A 19,104-nucleotide genomic window follows, 5' to 3' on the forward strand; every position below is an offset into this window, starting at 1 on the left:
CGGAGGAGGCGAACGCATCCGCGTCTGTCTCAAACTGGGTCAACTAGGCGATGAAACCGCGTCATCAGGTCTCCCGCGCCGCCGTCGAGCTCATCAAGCGGTTCGAGGGCTACCGCCAGAAGGCCGCGCAGCTCCCCGACGGACGCTGGACGGTCGGCTACGGCCATACGCTGACCGCTCGCGAGGGCGCGACCGTCTCGGAAAAGGACGCCGAGGCGCTGCTGCTCTACGACCTCATCTCGGTGGCCCATTCGGTCAACGAGCACACCTACGCGCCGCTGAACCAGAACCAGTTCGACGCCCTGGTCTGCTTCGCCTTCAATATCGGTCTCGACAACTTCCTCCGCTCGGGCGTGCTGCGCCGGATCAACGAGGGCTCGCTGCTGCAAGCCGCGTGCGCGATGGAAATGTGGCGCAAGGCCGATTTCGAGGGCGAGCGGATCGTCATCGACGCGCTGGTCCGCCGCCGCGCGGCCGAGAAGACCCTGTTCCTGACCCCGGCGAACGGCGAGTGGGTGCCCGCGCCCAGCCCGGTGCTGCGTCCCAAGGTCGACTACGACGCCAGCTGCGCCGTGCCCAAGCAGACGCCGATCGCGGTCAATACCCGCACCGAGGGCGATCGCGTCGTGGCGGCCCGCGAGGAGGGCCTGCCGCTGACCATCGTCGTCCCGGAAGAGGACGGTCCGACGGCGACGGAGCAATCGGCGGCCGCGGTCAGCGCGCGCCTCGAGGCCATTCTGCCGGACGCGGCGACCACGACGCCGAAGCCCGCCGCCCGACAGGACGACCTTGGTCTGCCCGAGCCGCCGGTCCCCGCCGAGCCCGCGCCGGTCCAACCCGCGGCCAGCGAGCCCGCGCCCGTCCTGTTCCGGGACGAGGCCCCCGAAACCGCGCCGCCGGGACCGGTGGAGTTCACGCCGTTCCGCCTGACCCCGCAGCCCGTCGAAGAGGTCGAGAAGCCCGCCCCCGTCGAGGCTTTCGCGCCAACGCCGCCGTCCGCGCCCAGCGAGCCGACCTTGTTCGCGGCCCCCGCCGGTCCGTCGGTGTTCAACCTCGACGGCTTCTCGACCAGCGAGGACGAGGTCTCGCTGCACGCCATGGACGTGCCCCTGGTCGAGCCCGAGCAGCCGCGCTTCGGCAACACCAGCCTGCTGCTCAGCCTGGGCGTCCTGGGCCTGGCGCTGTTCGCCGGCGGCGTGGTCTGGATCTTGACGGTCGGGGCGGGCTCGGACGGCAACGTCAAGCTGTTCGGCTATGGCGCCAGCATGGTCGGTGCGATCTGCTTCGTGGTCTCGGCCTATCTTCTGCTGCGCCGACTGGCGGGGCCCGAGACCAACGACGACGAATAGTTTTCTTTGCTTCCCTCGCGTAAGGTGAGCAAGAACGCCCGCGGGTCCTGAAGATCCGCGGGCGTTCGTGCTATGGGAGCAGCTATGACGACGAATTTCGCACCCTCGATGGATTTCGCGCTGGGCGAGACGGCCGACGCGATCCGCGAAACCACCGCCCGCTTCGCCGCCGACAAGATCGCGCCGCTGGCCGCCCAGATCGACGAGACCAACACCTTCCCGCGCGGGCTATGGGCCCCGATGGGCGAGCTTGGCCTGCATGGGATCACGGTCGAGGAGGAGTTCGGCGGGCTCGGCCTCGGCTATCTCGAGCACGTGGTGGCGATGGAGGAGATCTCCCGCGCCTCGGCCTCGGTGGGCCTCAGCTACGGCGCGCACTCGAACCTCTGCGTCAACCAGATCCGCCGCTGGGCCACGCCCGAGCAGAAGCAGCGCTACCTGCCCAAGCTGATCAGCGGCGAGCATGTCGGCTCGCTGGCGATGAGCGAGGCCGGCTCGGGCTCCGACGTCGTCTCGATGAAGCTGCGCGCCGAGCCGCAAGGCGACCGCTACGTCCTGAACGGCACGAAGTTCTGGATCACCAACGCTCCGCACGCCGACACCCTGGTGGTCTACGCCAAGACGGGCGAGGGCAGCCGCGGCATCACCGCCTTCATCGTCGAGAAGGGCATGAAGGGCTTCAGCGTCTCCAAGAAGCTGGACAAGATGGGCATGCGCGGCAGCGACACCGCCGAGCTCGTGTTCGAGGACTGCGAGATTCCCGAAGAGAATGTGATGGGTCCGGTCGGCGGCGGCGTCGGGGTGCTGATGAGCGGCCTCGATTACGAGCGCGCCGTGCTGTCGGCCGGGCCGCTCGGCATCATGCAGGCCTGTCTCGACATCGTCCTGCCCTATGTCCGCGACCGCAAGCAGTTCGGCCAGCCGATCGGCTCGTTCCAGCTGATGCAGGGCAAGATCGCCGACATGTACGTGGCCCTGAACTCGGCCCGGGCCTATGTCTACGCGGTCGCCAAGGCCTGCGACGCGGGCAAGACGACGCGCTTCGACGCGGCCGGAGCGATCCTGATGGCGTCGGAAAACGCCGTGAAGGTGGCGCTGGAGGCCATCCAGGCCCTGGGCGGCGCCGGCTACACCAAGGAGTGGCCCGTCGAGCGCCTGCTGCGCGACGCCAAGCTCTACGACATCGGCGCCGGCACCAACGAGATCCGCCGTTTCCTGATCGGCCGCGAGCTGATCGGGGCCTGATCCTCGGCGCGAGGGCGGTTCCCGCCGCGATCGACGCGCAACGCCGAAACGTCCATGAAAAAGGGCCGCCCCGATCGCTCGGGACGGCCCTCCATCGTCGTAGCCGCTTTCGCAGCACGTGACTTAGAAACCCTTGGCGTTCAACGCCTCAGGCGGAGACCTCGTTCTTCAGGCTCCAGGTCACGACTTGCGACCGCGGTTGGAGACAATGAGACACTGGATCACCTCCTTTCAGTGGTTGAACAACACGGGGAGTATATGGACCTGATTTCTCGAAAGAAAAGGGGCGGGGGCGCGACAGGACGCCGCGATACCGGCGCCTAGGGGACGAACAGGCGCAGACCGACCAGGATCGCCATCCAAAGAAGGAGCGCGGCGCCGATGCTCAGGGCGCGGTTCAGGCTGACGCGGCGCGGGAAAGGTCCAGGCGCCGAGCCGTCGCCGCCGGGAACAAGATCAATGCGCGTGGGCATGCCGCGTAAACCTTCCCTGGGCGATCCCTCTGTCGGGAATCTGACGCCCACCGTATGATGAATTTTCGCCGCTGAGAAGAATTCTTCACAAAAGGGTTGGTTGCGCGGCGAGGTGGAGGAACGACATGGCCAGCTGGGATCCGGACGTCTACGCCCTGTATCGTCGCTACCGCGAGCGGCCGGCGCTGGACCTTCTGACCGCCCTGCCGAGCGATCTCGCTCCGCGCGAAATCTGGGATCTCGGTTGCGGCCTCGGCGAACAGGCCGCCCTGCTGGCGGCGCGGCATCCGGACGCGCGGGTCAGGGGTCTCGACTCGAGCCCGGAGATGCTCGAGCGCGCCGGGCGCTTGCCGGCCAAGGTCGAGTGGGTGCTGGGCGACATCGCCGCCTTCGCCCCGGACGCGCCGGTCGACCTGATCTTCACCAACGCCGCTTTGCATTGGGTCGACGACCACGCCGCATTGATCCGACGCCTCGCCCGTGATCTGGCCCCGCGCGGCGTTCTGGCCGTGCAGATGCCGGTGGTCGACGGCCTGGGCTGGCGCGCGAGCCTGCTGGAGATCGCCGCCGAGGGGCGCTGGGCCGCCCGTCTCGCGGAGGTCGAGGGCGTCCGCGCGGCCAACGACCCCGCCGACTACTACGCCTGGCTGGCGCCCCTTTGTCCCGAGATCGACATCTGGACGACCACCTATCTCCATGCGCTGCACGGCCAGGATCCCATCGTCGACTGGACCATGGGCACGACCTTGCGGCCCTATCTCGACGCCTTGCCGGACGGGGAAAAGCCAGTGTTCCTCGACGCTTGGCGAGGCCGCCTGGCGCGGGACTATCCGCGTCGCGAGGACGGCGTGACCCTGTTTCCGTTCAAGCGGATGTTCATCGTCGCGCGGCGGGCGTAAGTCCGCCGCCTCGATCGGCCAGGCTTGGCCGGCGGCGCAGTTCCGTGACCGGCGCATGCAAGCCGTCGAGCGCGACGCTCGCCGCCAGGTGACCGGCCTTCACCGCGGGCTCGAAGGCGCGCCAGTCGCGAATGTCGACCCCTTCCAGCTTCGGGGTGATCAGCACGTCGGTCGCCTCCCGCGCCGCCGCCAGGTCGCGGCCGGTGGTCACGGTCGCCGCGCGCATCAGCAAGGCGACGATCGGCGGGCCCTCGCGCCACTCGCCGGAGAAGATCCACTTCCACAGCGACGGCGGGCGCACGACGTCCTCGGGCGTGATGCTGCGGCCGCGCGTGACGTCGACCCCGACGATGGGGCCCAGCTGGAACGACCGCATGACGTCGGCCGGGAAGTTCTTCATCACCGCGCCGTCGACCAGCACGGCCCCTTGGTCCGTCGCCGGCGGCAACACCCCCGGCAGCGAGATCGACGCGCGCAGAGCCGCCTGCAACGGGCCGGTGCGATGCAGCTGATAGGCGCCGGACGTCAGGTTCGACGAGACGCAGAAGAAGGGCAGCCACAGGTCGCTGATCGCCACGTCGCCGAAATGCTCGTCGAGCCGCGTGCGGACCTTTTCGCCGCGGGTCATGGCGATCAGCGGGAAGGCGATGTCGTCGAGCGGGCTGGTGTCGACGAAGGCCTTGCGGATGCGGGTCTCCATCTCGCCGTCGTCCCAGCCCATCGCCAGGCCTCCGGCGACGATCGCCCCCATCGATGCGCCGCCGACGAAATCGATCGGAACCCCGCGTTCGCGCAGGGCCTGGATCGCGCCGATATGGGCGTAGGCCCGCGCGCCGCCGCCCGAGAGGACCAGACCCACCGACTGGCCGGTCAGCACCCGGGCCAGGCGCTGCATGTCGGCCACGCCGTTCTCGCGCAGATGAAAGAGCCGCGCGGCCTGGGTCGCGTCCATCCAGGCGTCCGAGCCCTCCGGACGCGTTCGACTGGCGGGCTGCAGCAGGATCAGATCGACCAGCCGCTGGCTCTGCAGCGGCCCCGAGGCGTAGCTGGGGATCGTGGCCGGCGGCGGGCGATCGCCGCGTCCGACGCGGAACAGCCGATCGACCTGGCGGCCGACGACGTGCTTCCAGGCGTTCTCGTCGGCCTCGGCGACATAGAGGACGAAGTCGTGCTCGCGCTCGACATTGCTGAACCATTCGGTCGGCGCGAGCTGCGACTCGCTCCCCTCGACGGTAACCGCGTAGCCCAGGGCCTCGATGCAGCGGGCTAGGCGCTCGACGATCGGGCGGATCGCCGCCCCGGGCTCGACCGCGATGAAGCCGAACACCGACGGATCGCCGATCGCCGCGTGGGTCTGGGCCTGGCGCGTCCGGCGGATCATCAGGCGCGACAGCTCCAGCATCACCGCCGGATCGTCCTCGGCCGCCGCGAAGAAGTCGTCGCGCGGCAGGCGCAGCACCTCGCTGTCGCGCAACGCCACCATATTGGCCGAGTGCGCGGCGCCGGCGATCAGCGCCATCTCGCCCGCCGGCTCGCCCGGCCGGATCACGCCCAGGAACTGCGGCTCCTGGCCTTCCTCCTTGCGGAAGGCGCCAAGTCGGCCGGTCTTGAGGAAAAACAGCTGGTCGGCGGGCTCGCCCGGCGCGAAAAGGGGCGCTCCGCCGGGCAGCGAGAACCACGCGGCCGCGCCGCCTCTCCACGCGCGGTCGAAGAGGCGCGCCAGGGCCGAGTCGTCGGGCAGGGGCGTTTCCACGGCCCGGACGCTAACCCACGGCGGCAGGCTTGACCACAAGGGCGCGTTCGGGCGCAACTGTTGCTCGCGCAAGCGAAATGGTCGAGAACGGTTTTGTCCCGGAACCTTTCTGTTCAGGGTCCAAAAAACTACGACTTCCGGGATAGGGTGGAAGAGGCTAAGCGTCGGTCATGCCGAAGTTGAACTCCGTTATCGACGCGTCCAGCGACGCCTTCGCCCGCAACGCCGCGCACAACCGCGCGCTGGTCGACGAACTGCGGGCCAGGGTCGCCGAGGCCGCCCTGGGCGGTCCCGAGAGCGCCCGCGAGCGCCACGCCGCGCGGGGCAAGCTGCTGCCCCGGCAGCGCGTCGAGCGCCTGCTGGATCCCGGCTCGCCGTTCCTGGAGATCGGCCAGCTGGCCGCCTGCGACCTCTATGACGGCGAGGCCCCCGGCGCGGGCATGATCTGCGGCGTCGGCCGGGTCTCGGGCCGCGAGGTGATGATCGTGGCCAACGACGCCACGGTGAAGGGCGGCGCCTATTTCCCGATGACGGTGAAGAAGCACCTGCGCGCCCAGGAGATCGCCGCCCAGAACCGCCTGCCGTGCGTCTATCTGGTCGACAGCGGCGGCGCGAACCTGCCGCACCAGGCCGAGGTCTTCCCCGACCGCGACCACTTCGGCCGCATCTTCTTCAACCAGGCGCGGATGAGCGCGGCGGGCATTCCGCAGATCGCCTGCGTGATGGGCTCGTGCACCGCCGGCGGCGCCTATGTCCCGGCCATGAGCGACGAGACGGTGATCGTCCGTAATCAAGGCACCATCTTCCTGGCCGGCCCCCCGCTGGTGAAGGCCGCCACCGGCGAGATCATCTCGGCCGAGGAACTGGGCGGGGCCGAGACCCACGGCCGCCGCTCGGGCGTCGTCGATCACGTGGCCGAGAACGACGAGCACGCGCTGGAGATCGTCCGCGCGATCGTGGCCAATCTGAACACCACCAAGCCGCGCGAGCTGGTCCTCGCCGATCCCGAGCCGCCGCTCTACGATCCCGAAGAGCTCTACGGCATCGTCCCGACCGACGTGCGGGCCCCCTATGACGTGCGCGAGGTCATCGCCCGCATCGTCGACGGCAGCCAGTTCGACGAGTTCAAGGCGCTGTACGGCACGACCCTGGTCTGCGGCTTCGCCCGCATCTGGGGACAGCCGGTGGCGATCCTGGCCAACAATGGCGTGCTGTTTAGCGAGAGCGCCCTGAAGGGCGCGCACTTCATCGAGCTGGCCTGCAAGCGGAAGATCCCGCTGGTGTTCCTGCAGAACATCTCGGGCTTCATGGTTGGCGGCAAGTACGAGGCCGGCGGCATCGCCAAGGACGGCGCCAAGCTGGTCACGGCCGTCGCCTCGGCCGAGGTCCCGAAGTTCACGGTGCTGATCGGCGGCAGCTTCGGGGCGGGCAATTACGGCATGTGCGGCCGCGCCTATTCGCCCCGGTTCCTGTTCACCTGGCCCAACAGCCGCATCTCGGTGATGGGCGGCGAGCAGGCCGCCAGCGTGCTGGCCACCGTCCACCGCGACGCCGCCAAGTGGACGCCCGAGGAGGCCGAGGCCTTCAAGGCGCCGATCCGCCAGCGCTACGAGGACGAGGGCAACCCCTACCACGCCACCGCGCGGCTGTGGGACGACGGGATCATTGATCCGGCTCAAACCCGAGACATCCTGGGTCTGGCCATCTCGGCCAGCCTCAACGCGCCGATCCCGGAAACGACCTTCGGCGTTTTCCGGATGTAGCGCCAAGCCAGGAGACGGCCCATGACCAACCCGATCGCCGACCCTATCGTCGAGGTTCCCGACACCGAGACGATGACCCCGCTGGTCCATATCGACAGCACGCCCGAGGGCGCGGTGACGGTCTGGATCAATCGGCCGACCAAGAAGAACGCCTTCGACGCCGAAACCATCGCCGGCCTGCGCCAGGCGTTCGAGACCCTGCACGGCGCCGAGGGCGTGCGGGTGGTGTTCCTGCGCGGGGTCGGCGGCGTGTTCAGCGCCGGCGCGGACCTCTCCTGGATGGCCGACGCCGTCGAATGGGACGAGGACGACAATCGCCAGGACGCCCTGGGCCTGGCCAACATGCTCAAGGCGCTGCACGACATTCCCGCCCTGACGGTGGCTCTGGTCGAGGGGCCGGCCTTCGGCGGCGGCGCGGGCCTGGTTGCCGCCTGCGACCATGCCCTGGCCACGGCCGACGCCCGCTTTTCGTTCTCGGAGGTCAAGCTGGGCCTGACCCCGGCCACCATCAGTCCTTACGTCATCCAGGCCCTGGGCCCGCGCACGGCCAAGCTGCTGTTCGCCACCGGCCGGGTGTTCGACGCCGACGCCGCCTGGAGCTATGGCCTCGTCGACGAGGTGTTCGACGACGTCGCCGGCCTGGAGACCGCCCGCGATGCGCTGATCGAGGACATGGTCGCCTGCGCCCCCGGCGCGATCGGCGACGCCAAGGCCTTGGTCAACGACTTCGCTGGTCAGAAACTCGACAAGGGCCTGATCGAGGAGAGCGCGCGCCGCATCGCGCGCCGCCGTGTGTCGGAAGAGGGCCAAGAAGGCGTGCGCGCCTTTCTCGCCCGTCGTAAACCGGCCTGGGCCGAGCAGGCTTAAGGTTCAGGATCGTTTGGGGGCGCGATGACGACGGCGGATCTGGAAACGGCGGTGGCGGACTCGGCGGCGAGCTTCATCTCGCCGAAGAAGAAACCGTTCACGCACAAGGGCGAGCCCTGCAAGAACTGCGGGACCGCGCTCGAGGGCTGGTACTGCTACAACTGCGGCCAGAACGCCGACACGCACCACCGGTCGATCCTGCACCTGCTGTGGGAGGCCATCGAGGGGATGTTCCACCTCGACGGCCGTCTGGCCCAGACCCTGCCGCTGCTGTTCTTCAGGCCTGGCAAGCTGGCCAAGGACTACATGGAAGGTCGGATCGTGCGGCACGTGCCGCCGTTCCGCACCTTCCTGGTGGCGCTGCTGCTGTTCATCTTCGCGGCCGAGCACGCCATCCACGGCATGCGCCATCAGCAGGAGCTGAAGGAAGAGAAGGCCGCCGAGCAGCTGGCGACGCCGGCGGGCCGCAAGGCCAAGGCCGATGCGATGCGCAAGGAGGCCGCGGACGATCGCGCCGAGAGACTGAAAGACGCTGCCGAGTCCCGCGACGAAGATCTCAAGGACCCCGACTCCGACAAGGCCAAGGTCGCCAAGGACTATGCCGACGCCGTCAAGGAAGCCGAGGACAGCTATGCCGCTACCCTCGCCGAAGCGGCGGCGCTGGAGAACAATCCGAACGCCGGCGCCGAGGCGCTCGCCAAGCTCCATAATCGCAACGCCAGCGCGGCCGAGCAGATCCGGGGCCTGGATTTCAGCGACTCCGAAAAGCTGGCGCAGGGCAGTCGGAAGATCGCCGACGCCAATGTCGCGGGCCAGCAGTTCAACGTCGTGATCCCCGACAAGGATCAGCCGCCGGTCAAGGTCTCGGGTAAGATCGACGAGGCCAAGAGCGAGCGCGCCGGCCATGCCGAAGGCAAGGCGGAAGCCAAGAACTGGTTCAAGGACGGGCTGGCCAAGGCGGTCGCCAATCCGGACTACTTCCTGCTGGTGATGTTCGGCTGGGCCCACCGGCTGGCGGTGCTCTTGCTGCCGATCATCGGTCTGTCCCTGGCCGTGATCTACCTGAACAAGCGCCGCTACTTCATCTACGACCACCTGCTGGTCGCCACCAACCTGCTCTCGTTCTCGTTCCTGACCTGGGCGTTGGTCTTCGTCTTGCCCGCCGCCCTTGTCCCGCCCGCCCTCACGATCGTGTTGCTTTGGGGGCCGATCAACCTCTTCCAGACCCTCCGAGGCGGCTACGGCTCGAGCATCCTTGGCGCTCTGCTCAAGACGTTCGTCGTTTGGACGGCGAGCGTGACCTCGTTCGGCATCCTGGTCGCGGGCCTGATGCTTTTCACCCTTTCCCAGATGTAGGTCCTCGCCTTGCTTTCCTCCGTCCTGATCGCCAATCGCGGCGAGATCGCCCGCCGCATCATCCGCACCGCCCGCGAGTTGGGCGTGCGGACGATCGCCGTCTATTCGGAGGCCGACGCCGACGCGCCGTTCGTGATGGAGGCCGACGCGGCGATCCTGATCGGGCCGGCGCCGGCCAAGGAGAGCTATCTCGACCCGAAGAAGATCCTGGCGGCGGCCAAGCAGATGGGCGCCGAGGCGATCCATCCGGGCTATGGCTTCCTGTCGGAGAACGCCGACTTCGCCCAGAGCGTGATCGACGCCGGTCTCGTCTGGATCGGACCGCCGCCCTCGGCGATCCGCGCGATGGGCCTGAAGGACGCCGCCAAGGCGGTGATGATCGCGGCGGGCGTGCCCACCACGCCGGGCTATCTGGGTGAGGACCAGTCGGTCGAGCGGCTCTCCGCCGAGGCGGGCAAGATCGGTTACCCCGTTCTGATCAAGGCCGTGGCCGGCGGCGGCGGCAAGGGCATGCGCAAGGTCGAGCGCGCGGAGGATTTCGAGGCCGCCCTGGGCGCGTGCCGCCGCGAGGCCGCCGCCAGCTTCGGCGACGACCGGGTGCTGCTGGAAAAGTACGTCACCCGCCCACGCCACATCGAGGTGCAGGTGTTCGGCGACAGCCACGGCAATGTCGTTCACCTGTTCGAGCGCGACTGCTCGCTGCAGCGCCGCCACCAGAAGGTCATCGAGGAGGCCCCCGCGCCGGGCATGGACGATGCCACCCGCGCCGCCGTCTGCGCCGCCGCCGTCAAGGCCGCGAAGGCCGTCGACTATGTCGGGGCCAGCACGGTCGAGTTCATCGCCGACGCCAGCGAGGGCCTGCGCGCCGACCGCATCTGGTTCATGGAGATGAACACCCGTCTGCAGGTCGAGCACCCGGTCACCGAGATGGTCACCGGCCAGGATCTGGTCGAGTGGCAGCTGCGCGTCGCGTCGGGCGAGCCCCTGCCGCTGGCGCAAGACGAGATCACGCTGGAAGGCTGGGCCATGGAAGCCCGCCTCTATGCCGAGAACCCGGCCACGGGCTTCCTGCCGTCGACGGGCAAGCTGAAACACTTCCGCCTGCCCGAGGGCGATGTGCGGGTCGACAGCGCGGTGGAGGAAGGCGGCGAGGTCACCGCCTTCTATGACCCGATGATCGCCAAGCTGATCGCCCAGGGCGCCGATCGCGAGGACGCCGCCCAGCGCCTGGCCGAGGCCTGCGCCCTGGTCGAGGTCTGGCCCGTCAAGACCAACGCCGCTTTCCTGGCCAAGTGCGCCAGCCATCCGGACTTCGTCGACGGCGCGGTCGACACCGGCTTCATCGAGGCGCGGCTCGAGGAGCTGACCGAACGGACCTTCAGCGACGAGCCGGCCATGGCCGCGATCGGCTGGCGGCTGGACAGCTTCCTGGAAGCCGAGGCGCGTCCCGATCCGTGGGAGAGCGCGCCGTCGAAGCTGCTCGGCTTCCGCATGAACGGGCCGCGCGCCGAGATGCGGCTGCCGATGTCGGTCGACGGCCGGCCCACGCCGCTGCGGGTGGCCTTGATCGGCGGCGGGACCGAGGACTGGTCCTGGGACATCCGCCACGAGACCGGCGAGGCCTTCGACGAGGTCACCCGCTTGCCCACGACCCACGGCAAGGGCCCAATCCGCGTTTTCGAGGGCGGCGACGTTCAGGAGTTCGACTTCGACGCCAAGGTCGGCGGGGCGGGCGAGGGCGCGGCCTCCGATGGCGCGATCCTGTCGCCGATGCCGGGCAAGATCGTCTCGGTCGCGGTCACGGCGGGCCAGAGCGTCGGCAAGGGCCAGACCCTGCTGACCCTGGAGGCCATGAAGATGGAGCACGCCCTGGCCGCGCCGTTCGACGGCGTGGTGGCCGAGCTGACGGCGGTCGCGGGCGGTCAGGTCAGCGAAGGCGTCGTGCTGGCGCGGCTGGAAGCCGCCGGCGGCTGAGGGGCGTCGGCGTCGAAGCCTTCAAAGGGGCTCTCGAATTCTGAACCTTGAGCCCTTTTCCGGTCTAAACGGGCCCGCCCTAGGCGAGCAGCCGCGCGTGCTGGGCGTTGAGCACGTCGCCGTACCGATGGCCGAGGCCCCGCAGATGCTGCAGCAGCGCCCCGTCCGAGGCCTCGCCGATGTCGAAGTCGATATCGCCCGGCGTCAGCAGAGCGTCGTCCAAGTTCGACAGGTACAGGCCGCACATCGACCAACGCGGAAAGACGCGCTCGGCGACCGCCTCCCGGCGGCGGACCTTAAGGTCGTGGTGACGCGGATCGCGCCGGATACGCTGGAAACAGGCCTCGACGACCTCGTCCGGTCCTTCCAGCAACTGGGCGAATGTCTGACCGTCGCAAAGAAGCAGGCCGCTCACGCCGCGTCGCCCGTTGTGCCGGGTCGAGGCGATGAGAATGTCCTCGAGCGCGCTGGCCAGCCGCGACCCGGCGTCGGGCGAGACCGAGCTGACATACAAGAGGCGTTCTAGGCTGGCGCGCGCCAAAGACGATGCTCCTTGCCGCCCTGGAACCCGCGCCATGAGGCGGGTCGCGGTGTCGCGTGACGGCTTGCGTCCCCAGCTATGCCTTAGCGGTTCGTCCGCCTCCACCCCAAAACGAGAACCGCCGCTGCGGACAGCCCCCCACAAGGCGTCCGAAACGGCGGTAGGGGCCTGGCGGCCCGGTTCGCGCCCCCACATGAACGCGATGTCGACAGACCATAGCGTCACTGAGCGAACGTCGATCGGTTTCACCGGAGGGGCGAACCGTCATGCTGGCTTGCTCCCCCCACGGAGCGCGCTATCTAGCGGCCATGGCGCTGCACATCATCAAGCTGGTCGTCGGCTGCGACACGATCGACGATCTCCTGGCCTGGCACACCGACACCTCTCGGCCTTGGATCATGCAGACCCGCATGACCCCGAAGCGGATCGACGAAATCCTGGACGGCGGCTCGCTGTATCGGGTGTTCAAGGGCCAGATCCTCTGTCGTCAGAAGATCCTGGCCATAGACACGGTCGGCTCGGGTCCGGCCCAGCGCTGCGAGGTGACGGTCGATCCGCCGATCATCCGTGTCGCCCCGCAGCCTCGCCGCGCGTTCCAGGGCTGGCGCTATCTGAAGCCCGAGGACGCGCCGCCGGACCTGACCGAAGGCGAGGCCGCCGATCTGCCCCCCGACCTCGCGCGGCAGCTGCGGGAGCTCGGCGCCTGGTAATCGCCAGAGTGAAGTCTTAGCGATTTAGCAACTGAGGCGGGTGTCATCTTGTCGCGGGCAGCGTGGGGAGAATGACGATGAAGAGAGGCTATCCGGTCTTGGGCGTGGCGATGTTGTTCATAGGGCTGGTCGCCGGATTGCTGCTGGCTCTGAGGCCGATCGGCTAGAGCCCCTTAGCCTTCGATGGGGCCATCCAAACCAGACTGGCTCTATCCGATCGCCATGTTGTCGATCAGCCGCGTCTTGCCCAGCCAGGCGGCGACCAGGATCCGCCCCTCGGCGCCGTCGATCGGCCCCGGGCCTAGCCGCGACAGATCGCCGGCCTCGCGCACCTCGACATAATCCACCTGACGGAAGCCCGCCGCGGTCAGGGCCGCGACCGCCGCGGCCTCGGCGTCGTCGATCCGTCCGCCGGACGCCACGGCGGCCGCCGCCGTCCTCATCGCGGTCGGCAGGGCCGTGGCGGCGGCGCGTTCCTCGGCCGACAGATAGGCGTTGCGCGAGGAGAGGGCCAAGCCGTCCTCCGCGCGGGCGGTGGGGCCGCCGACGATCTCGATCGGGATATCCAGATCCCGCGCCATGCGGCGAACCACCTGCAGCTGCTGATAGTCCTTCTCGCCGAACACGGCGACGTCGGCCTGGGACTGGATGAAGAGCTTGGCCACGACGGTCGCGACGCCGCCGAAGAATTGCGGCCGCGCCGCGCCTTCCAGCGGTTCGGAAACGCCGGACACGCTGATCAGCGTCGAGAAGCCCGGCGCGTACATCTCCGGGCCGGCCGGGGCGAACAGCAGGTCGCAGTCCGCCGAGGCCAGCTTCTCGACATCCGCCGCTTCGCCGCGCGGATAGGCGTCGAAGTCCTCGTGCGGCGCGAACTGCTTGGGATTGACGAAGATGCTGGCGATCACGCGGTCGGCGTGGCTCCGGGCGAGCCGGATCAGCGACAGATGTCCCTCGTGGAGGGCGCCCATGGTCGGGACCAGGGCGACGCGCTCGCCAGAAGCCTTCCACGCGCGCACGTGCTGGCGCATCTCGGCGATGGTGCGGACGATGATCGGACGGGTCATGGCGGTATGCCTCCACGCGGACTGGTCGCGCTTATGGCCTTCGCGGGCTCCCAGGTCCACCGGGCGCGAGGCCTGCCGAAATCATGGGCTGCGACAATTAGGTCTGTGGATCGACGCGGTTGACCCCCTGGGGAGCGGGTAACATCGTGTTAACCTTCAGTCCAAGGTCGCGCGAGTCGCGACGCATCGAGGATCGATCCCATGGCCGAAACGCGCGTCATCGTCGTCGGCAACGAGAAGGGCGGCGCGGGCAAGTCCACCATCGCCGTCCACCTGGTCACCGCGCTGCTGTACGGCGGCGCCAAGGTCGCGGTCATCGACCTGGACCTGCGCCAACGCACCTCGGCGCGGTTCTTCGAAAACCGCCGCGCCTGGTTGGCCAGCAAGAAGCTGGAACTGCCCGAGCCGCTGGCCCTGAATCTCAGCGACAACGACATCGCCCTGGCCGAGCGGTCCGAGGACGAGCAGGTCGCCGGCTTCGAGGCGGCGTTCGCCAAGGCCGCGGCCGAATGCGACTTCATCCTGATCGACACGCCCGGCGGCGACAGCGCCATCACGCGCCTGGCGCACGGTCGCGCCGACCTGGTGGTCACGCCGATGAACGACAGCTTCGTCGACTTCGACATGCTGGGCACCGTCGACCCGGTGACCCTGGACCTCGTCAAGCCCAGCCTCTACTCGCTGACCGTCTGGGAAGGCCGCAAGCAGCGGGCGCTCTCGGGCCAGCGTCAGGCGATGGACTGGGTGGTGCTGCGCAACCGCCTGGCCACCACCGAGGCTCGCAACCGCAAGCGCCTGGAGGACCGTCTGACGGCTCTGGCCAAGCGGGTCGGCTTCCGCATCGGCCCCGGGCTGCGCGACCGCGTGATCTATCGCGAGCTCTTCCCGTTCGGCCTGACCATCGCCGACCTGTCGCCGCAGGTGCGCCCGGTGCCGGTGTCGCTGCAGCATCTGGCGGCGCGCCAGGAGCTGCGGGCGCTGATGCATAGCCTGGGCCTGTCGAGCTTCTCCGGCGAGACGATGCTGGCGGCCCAGTAGTTCAGGCTCTACATCCCTTGATCAGCGGGCGGCCGGGGACGACCCCGCCGCCCGTCGTGCTTTGGGAGCCGCGATGATCTATCTGCTGCTGGGCATGGCCGCCGTGGCCTTCCTGCTCTGGCCGCGCCGTCCCGTGCTGAAGGGCGAGGGCTGGCGGGTCGGCGCCGGCGTCGCCGCGGTGGTCGCCTTCGCCGGCGCGGGCTATGCCGGCGTGCGCCAGGCCTGGGAGGTCGCCGCCGTCCTGGCGGTCCTCGGCCTCTGGAGCGCCACCGAGGCGCGGCGGCGGCCGACGATCAAGCGCGTCGCCACGCCCGCGCCGAAGGCCGAGCTCAGCCTCTCGGAGGCGCGCGCGATCCTGGGCGTGGGGCCCGACGCCACCCTGGCCGACGTCAAGGCCGCCTATAATCGCCTGATCCAGATGGCCCATCCCGACAAGGGCGGCACCGAGGGCCTGGCGGCGCAGCTGAACGCCGCGCGGGATCGTTTGATCAAGCGGCGCGGCTAGGCTACGACGGAGCCATGATCCACCGCGAACGCTTCTGGCGCCGCCGCTCGTCCGGTCCGACCTGTTCGGTATGACGCCCTGACCCCTGTTCAGGCGAGCCTTTGACTTGGCTCAAGACGTCATTCCCGTTCGGACCCTTGATCATCCCATGACCACCCAGACCCTCGACCGCGCCGCCGACTGGGCCGCGCGCTTCAGCCAGCGCATGAACCGCGTCCGCGCCAGCGAGATCCGCGAACTGCTCAAGCTGCTGGACCAGCCCGACATCCTGTCCTTCGCCGGCGGCATCCCCGATCCGGCCCTGTTCCCAGCCGAGGAGATCCAGGCCGGCTACGCCGCCGTGCTGGCCGACCCAGGCCTGTCCCGCCAGGCGCTGCAATATTCGGTCAGCGAGGGCTATCTGCCGCTGCGCCAATGGATCGCCGAGCGCATGACCCGCGACGGCATGCCCTGCGAGCCCGGCAACATCATGCTGACAGCCGGCTCGCAGCAGGCGCTGGACCTGATCGGCAAGCTGTTCGTCGGCCCCGGCGACACGGTCGTGGTGGCGCGGCCGACCTATCTGGGCGCGCTGCAGGCGTTCAACGGTTACGAGCCCCGCTATCGCGACCTGCCGGCGGGCGCGCTGGAGGGGCGCGAGACCGACCTGCCGCGCGGCGCCCTCGGCTATTTCGTCCCCGACTTCGCCAATCCGACCGGCGTCAGCCTGACCCTGAAGGAACGCGAGGCGCTGCTGGATCTGGCGAGCGGGCTGGACATGACCCTGATCGAGGACGCCGCCTATCGCGAGCTGCGCTTCTCGGGCGAGGCGACGCCGACCCTGCTGGCGCTCGACATCGAACGGTCCGGCGGCATCGACCAGGCGCGCACGCTGTTCCTGGGCACCCTGTCCAAGACGCTCTCGCCGGCGTTGCGCATCGGCTGGGTCTGCGGACCCAAGCCGGTCATCGAAAAGCTCGTCCTACTGAAGCAGGGCGCGGACCTGCACGTCTCGACCATCAACCAGATGGTCGCCCATCGGGCCGTCTCGGAGGGCTACGACCAGCACCTGCACCGCCTGCGCGGCGCCTATGGCCACAAGGCCGGCGTTATGCTGAGGGCCCTGGAGCGGACCATGCCCGAGGGCGTGACCTGGTCGCGGCCGGAGGGCGGCATGTTCGTCTGGATCGACCTGCCCGAGGGGATCGACGGCGCGACGCTGCTGGCCCGGGCCATCGAGGAGGAGCGCGTGGCCTTCGTGCCGGGCGCGCCGTTCTTCGCCGAGGTCCAGACGCCCAACGCCATCCGCCTCAGCTACTCGCTGCCGACCGATGCGCAGATCGAGGAAGGGGTGGCGCGGATCGCGCGGCTGATCGGGCGGGTGAGGGCGGAGGGCTGATCCTCATCCGATTTCCCCGGCGTTCGTCGGGGAGATCGGAAGTTAGCTTACGGCGCCAGCACCATGCACGGCACGTGCTTGGCCTTCAGCGCCGAGCAGGCGCCGCGGGCGGCGTCGGAGGTCATGCCCTGGAACTGCGCGCGGAACGTGCCGCCCGCGCCTTCGACGGCGGCCTCGGCGTCGGCGACCGCCTTGGCGAAGCGGCCGCGCACCAGCTTCAGCTGGTCGTTGGCCAGGGCCTTGGACTTGAAGGCGCCGACCTGCACGCCCCATTCGCCCTTCGGCTTCTTGGCGGCCTTGCTCGACTTGGCGGCGTCCTGGGCGCCGCGCAGGGTAGGCGAGACCTTGACCGGGGCCGGCGCGCGCGGGTTCTCGGTCAGCACGATCTTCAGGCCGGCCTGGTCGCCGTCGCCCTGTTCGACCGACGGACGCTCGATCGGGCCGGTCGGCTCGTCTTCATAAATGTTGGCGGCGATGGTGGTGCGCTCGCCGCGCGCCCGGCGCTTCATCACGTCGAAGCCGGTCAGCAGCAGGTCTTCCATGTTGTTGTCGCGCCAGGCCGTGGACGGGCCGCCCAGCACCACGGCGATCAGACGGCGGCCGTCGCGCACGGCCGAACCGGCGAGGTTGAAGCCCGAGGCATTGGTGTAGCCGGTCTTCAGGCCGTCGAACCCTTCCATGCTGTCCAGCAGGCGGTTGTGCCCTTTGATGTAGTTGCCGCGCAGATTGAAGCCCTTCACCGAGAAGTAGCTGTAGTACTGCGGGAAGTCGCGCATGGTGGCGCGCGACAGGATGGCCAGATCGCGGGCGGTCGAGATCTGGCGGCTGTCGGGCAGGCCCGAGGCGTTCACGAACCGGCTGTTGCGCATGCCCAGCTCCTGGCCGCGCAGGGTCATCAGGGCGGCGAATCGCGACTCGCTGCCGGCGAGTCGCTCGGCCATGGCCACGGCCACGTCGTTGGCCGACTTGACCGTCATGGCCTTGATGGCCTCGTCGACCGACAGGCTGTCGCCGGGCGGCAGGCCGATCTTGGTCGGGGCCTGGGCGGCGGCGCGCGGCGAGATGACCACGCGGTCGGTCAGCTTCAGGCGGCCTTCGCTCAGGGCCTCGAAGGTCAGGTACAGCGTCATGATCTTGGTGACGGACGCCGGATAGCGGGGGCTGTCGGCCCTTTTGTCGTAAAGGACTTCGCCCGAATTGGCGTCGATGACGATGGCCGCGTACTTGGGCTCGGAGGCGTTCAGCTGCAGGTACGGTATGGCCGCCGAGGCGGCCGTCGGCGCGGCGGCGCCGAACAGGCAGGCGAGCGCGAGACCGGCGGCGGCGATCAGGGAACGGGCGGAGGTAAGCTTGGCGAACATCGAGCAGCGTCCGTCATTTCTGAACTTTGACAGCGGTTCCGCACCGCCACACGCGTGGACCGTAGCATGATGGATGCCGCCTTTCGCCAAAGTAAACAACTGGTGAGTGATCATGCCGCGGACGCGAAAAAACCGGGCGCGTGCTTCCCATGCTGCAGCTTGATCGGGGCAGGCGTCGCCGTTGACCTTAGGTTATGGTGCGCTGCACAAAATCATTGACTGCTGCACTGCAACATGAGAGAACCGGGTTGTTCCAAGCGCAGAGGGGCGAGTTGCAGCTCGACCTTCCGCCCCGCCCTCCGTTTCCTCCCCAGGAGAATTCCCATGGCCGCCGCCGAAACCATCAAGACCTCCGTCGAGCAGTTCACCACCGCGTCCAACCAAGCCTTCAAGGACGGCGTCGAGAAGTCGCTGGCCGCCCTGGCCGAAGCCAACACCCACTCGAAGAAGAACCTGGAAGCCGTCGTCGCTTCGGTGACCGCCGCCACCAAGGGCGCCGAAGCCCTGGGCGCCCAGACCTTCGCCTACGGCAAGAAGGCCGCCGAGGACCACGTCGCCGCCGCCAAGTCGCTGGCCGCCGCCAAGAGCGTGCAGGAAGCCGTCGAACTGCAGACCGCCTGGGCCAAGTCGGCCCTGGAAGCCTATATCGCCCAGGTCAGCAAGGCCTCGGAAATCGTCTCGGCCTCGATCAAGGACTCGGTCAAGCCGCTGAACGAGCGCATGACCGCCGCCGTCGAGAAGTTCCAAGCCGCTCGCTAAGACCGGACTTCGAACCGAAGATCGAAGGGCTCGGGCCGAAAGGCCCGGGCCCTTTTTTCTTGGCCG

General features: G+C 68.9%; 19 protein-coding genes. 13 read left to right on the forward strand and 6 right to left on the reverse strand.

Annotation, left to right across the window (positions count from 1 at the left end):
- The first annotated feature begins 50 nt into the window (after positions 1-50).
- Together spmX and Q0V34_RS05040 are read left to right on the forward strand one after the other, a co-directional pair.
- Positions 51-1,349, forward strand: a complete 1,299-nt coding sequence (spmX, locus tag Q0V34_RS05035; RefSeq protein WP_297508673.1) for a lysozyme-family localization factor SpmX — start codon at positions 51-53, stop codon at positions 1,347-1,349.
- 84 nt (positions 1,350-1,433) lie between these two features.
- Complete coding sequence (locus tag Q0V34_RS05040) at positions 1,434-2,594, forward strand: isovaleryl-CoA dehydrogenase (protein ID WP_297508676.1); 1,161 nt, start codon at positions 1,434-1,436, stop codon at positions 2,592-2,594.
- 148 nt (positions 2,595-2,742) lie between these two features.
- Here Q0V34_RS05040 and Q0V34_RS05045 read toward each other — a convergent pair whose 3' ends face one another.
- Positions 2,743-2,829: a hypothetical protein gene (locus Q0V34_RS05045; protein WP_143324168.1), complete on the reverse strand. Its 87-nt coding sequence runs from the start codon at positions 2,827-2,829 to the stop codon at positions 2,743-2,745.
- A gap of 85 nt (positions 2,830-2,914) precedes the next feature.
- The gene (locus Q0V34_RS05050; protein ID WP_297508679.1) at positions 2,915-3,067 is read right to left on the reverse strand and encodes a hypothetical protein; all 153 of its coding nucleotides are present in this window, start codon (positions 3,065-3,067) and stop codon (positions 2,915-2,917) included.
- A gap of 125 nt (positions 3,068-3,192) precedes the next feature.
- Between Q0V34_RS05050 and Q0V34_RS05055 the strand changes: the two genes are divergently transcribed.
- The gene (locus tag Q0V34_RS05055) at positions 3,193-3,966 is read left to right on the forward strand and encodes a methyltransferase domain-containing protein (RefSeq protein ID WP_297508682.1); all 774 of its coding nucleotides are present in this window, start codon (positions 3,193-3,195) and stop codon (positions 3,964-3,966) included.
- Here the strand turns inward: Q0V34_RS05055 and Q0V34_RS05060 are convergent.
- On the reverse strand, positions 3,944-5,719 hold the full coding sequence (locus Q0V34_RS05060) for a patatin-like phospholipase family protein (protein ID WP_297508685.1): 1,776 nt from the start codon (positions 5,717-5,719) through the stop codon (positions 3,944-3,946). The genes Q0V34_RS05055 and Q0V34_RS05060 overlap by 23 nt on opposite strands.
- A gap of 170 nt (positions 5,720-5,889) precedes the next feature.
- Here Q0V34_RS05060 and Q0V34_RS05065 point away from each other — a divergent pair, with 170 nt between their 5' ends.
- Genes Q0V34_RS05065 through Q0V34_RS05080 form a run of 4 tightly spaced genes read left to right on the forward strand, consistent with a single transcriptional unit; the run spans position 5,890 to position 11,679 of the window.
- Complete coding sequence (locus Q0V34_RS05065; protein WP_297508688.1) at positions 5,890-7,482, forward strand: carboxyl transferase domain-containing protein; 1,593 nt, start codon at positions 5,890-5,892, stop codon at positions 7,480-7,482.
- Between the two features lie 21 nt (positions 7,483-7,503).
- Positions 7,504-8,349, forward strand: coding sequence for an enoyl-CoA hydratase-related protein (locus Q0V34_RS05070; RefSeq protein WP_297508691.1), 846 nt, complete (start codon positions 7,504-7,506; stop codon positions 8,347-8,349).
- 24 nt (positions 8,350-8,373) lie between these two features.
- On the forward strand, positions 8,374-9,705 hold the full coding sequence (locus Q0V34_RS05075; protein WP_297508693.1) for a DUF3667 domain-containing protein: 1,332 nt from the start codon (positions 8,374-8,376) through the stop codon (positions 9,703-9,705).
- Between the two features lie 9 nt (positions 9,706-9,714).
- Positions 9,715-11,679 (forward strand): acetyl/propionyl/methylcrotonyl-CoA carboxylase subunit alpha, encoded by a 1,965-nt coding sequence (locus Q0V34_RS05080; protein ID WP_297508696.1) that lies wholly within the window; start codon positions 9,715-9,717, stop codon positions 11,677-11,679.
- A 79-nt stretch (positions 11,680-11,758) separates the two neighbouring features.
- Here Q0V34_RS05080 and Q0V34_RS05085 read toward each other — a convergent pair whose 3' ends face one another.
- Positions 11,759-12,220, reverse strand: coding sequence for a BLUF domain-containing protein (locus Q0V34_RS05085; protein WP_297508699.1), 462 nt, complete (start codon positions 12,218-12,220; stop codon positions 11,759-11,761).
- Positions 12,221-12,528: 308 nt separating this feature from the next.
- On the opposite strand from Q0V34_RS05085, the gene Q0V34_RS05090 reads away from it, so the two are divergent.
- A complete protein-coding gene (locus Q0V34_RS05090; protein WP_297508848.1) occupies positions 12,529-12,930 on the forward strand; it encodes a DUF1489 family protein in 402 nt (133 codons plus the stop codon).
- 209 nt (positions 12,931-13,139) lie between these two features.
- Here Q0V34_RS05090 and panC read toward each other — a convergent pair whose 3' ends face one another.
- Entirely contained in the window at positions 13,140-13,997 is an 858-nt protein-coding gene (panC, locus tag Q0V34_RS05095) for a pantoate--beta-alanine ligase (protein ID WP_297508702.1), read from the reverse strand.
- 201 nt (positions 13,998-14,198) lie between these two features.
- On the opposite strand from panC, the gene mipZ reads away from it, so the two are divergent.
- The 4 genes from mipZ to Q0V34_RS05115 all read left to right on the forward strand — a co-directional run bounded on the left by mipZ (position 14,199) and on the right by Q0V34_RS05115 (position 16,918).
- Positions 14,199-15,035, forward strand: a complete 837-nt coding sequence (gene mipZ, locus Q0V34_RS05100; RefSeq protein WP_297508706.1) for a division plane-positioning ATPase MipZ — start codon at positions 14,199-14,201, stop codon at positions 15,033-15,035.
- A gap of 73 nt (positions 15,036-15,108) precedes the next feature.
- Complete coding sequence (locus Q0V34_RS05105; RefSeq protein WP_297508709.1) at positions 15,109-15,540, forward strand: molecular chaperone DnaJ; 432 nt, start codon at positions 15,109-15,111, stop codon at positions 15,538-15,540.
- 14 nt (positions 15,541-15,554) lie between these two features.
- Positions 15,555-15,614 carry a hypothetical protein gene (locus Q0V34_RS05110; protein WP_297508851.1) on the forward strand — a complete coding sequence of 20 codons (60 nt, stop codon included), beginning with the start codon at positions 15,555-15,557 and terminating at the stop codon, positions 15,612-15,614.
- 74 nt (positions 15,615-15,688) lie between these two features.
- Positions 15,689-16,918, forward strand: coding sequence for a PLP-dependent aminotransferase family protein (locus tag Q0V34_RS05115; protein WP_297508712.1), 1,230 nt, complete (start codon positions 15,689-15,691; stop codon positions 16,916-16,918).
- Between the two features lie 47 nt (positions 16,919-16,965).
- Here Q0V34_RS05115 and Q0V34_RS05120 read toward each other — a convergent pair whose 3' ends face one another.
- Entirely contained in the window at positions 16,966-18,279 is a 1,314-nt protein-coding gene (locus Q0V34_RS05120; protein ID WP_297508715.1) for a D-alanyl-D-alanine carboxypeptidase, read from the reverse strand.
- Between the two features lie 324 nt (positions 18,280-18,603).
- On the opposite strand from Q0V34_RS05120, the gene Q0V34_RS05125 reads away from it, so the two are divergent.
- On the forward strand, positions 18,604-19,038 hold the full coding sequence (locus Q0V34_RS05125; RefSeq protein WP_297508718.1) for a phasin family protein: 435 nt from the start codon (positions 18,604-18,606) through the stop codon (positions 19,036-19,038).
- Positions 19,039-19,104 lie beyond the last annotated feature (66 nt).

The organism is uncultured Caulobacter sp. (assembly GCF_947036865.1).
Lineage (GTDB): Bacteria > Pseudomonadota > Alphaproteobacteria > Caulobacterales > Caulobacteraceae > Caulobacter.